This is a genomic window from Peribacillus sp. P4_C12, assembly GCF_056402095.1.
In genome coordinates, this window is the sequence record NZ_JBFUIB010000900.1 from 1 (window position 1) to 1087 (window position 1087).

Sequence of the window (1087 nt, forward strand, 5' to 3'; positions counted from 1 at the left end):
ATGTACGGATTAGCGGGAGAAGTCTTATTAACAAGCGATCTAAAACGAATGAATTGGCCTTATGGAAAAGGAAAAGTCGGTTCAATGGAGTAGCAAAAAATAGTAGTGGCCATTGAGACGTCAGCAATAAGACTGGGATTAGTCAATCCCGATATTTATCGTGATATGCATGTGCTGTATCTTGCGATTATCGAAGCACTGCATGGAGTGACACGCGGCGAAGTCGAGCTTGGCGGTCTTTTGAGGACGGCGGGACTTCGGTTTGCTTATCGTTCGAGGCAGGCCGTTTAAAAACGGGGACGAAGGTGAATGGATTGCTGTCGCCGTGTATGGAACGATTGGAGCACAAGTTCGGGGATTTGAACATGAACCGGTTAGCTTGARAATTAACCACATTTAAATAATTTAAAGCCTATAGTTATTTAGTGAAATAGGGGGCTGTATTGACGACTGGATAAGTCTGTCAATATAGCCTCCTTTTTGTTTGTTTTAAAAAAAGAATAAGGGGTGTAGGAAATGATTATGTTAACGGGCCAATCTTTAACAATTGAAGAGGCGAAAAAAGTATTGTATGGTAATGCGTTTGTCACGGCTTCAGCCGATAGTGTTAAGAAAGTGGAAAAAAGTAGGGAAGCTGTTGAAAATATCGTGAAACAAAAGAAAGTAGTCTATGGTATTACAACCGGTTTTGGAAAATTCAGCGATGTGTTGATTGATGCAGGTGACGTAGAGCAGCTGCAGTGGAATTTGATTCATTCCCATGCATGCGGAGTAGGAGAACCGTTTCCTGAATTGGTTTCAAGAGCTATGGTTCTTCTCCGCGCCAACGCGCTATTAAAAGGGTTTTCCGGCGTTCGTCCTGTTGTCATTGAGCGTTTGCTTGAGCTTTTGAATGCGCATATCCATCCGGTCATCCCTCAGCAAGGCTCGCTAGGGGCGAGTGGGGACTTGGCGCCTCTTTCTCATTTGGCACTTGTATTGATGGGAGAGGGCGAAGTGTTCTATAAAGGGGAGCGAATGGAGGCCATCATAGCTTTATCGAAAGAAGGCATTCTTCCGCTGACACTTAAAGCAAAAGAAGGTCTTG

General features: G+C 44.0%; 1 protein-coding gene and 1 pseudogene. Both read left to right on the forward strand.

Features of this window, described 5'->3' with window-relative positions; all coding sequences use genetic code 11:
* Nucleotides 1-400 (forward strand): annotated as a pseudogene (locus AC1DUW_RS30060) (HutP family protein).
* Between the two features lie 116 nt (nucleotides 401-516).
* A partial coding sequence (locus tag AC1DUW_RS30065) for an aromatic amino acid lyase (protein WP_477644345.1) occupies nucleotides 517-1087 on the forward strand: 571 nt, incomplete at its 3' end.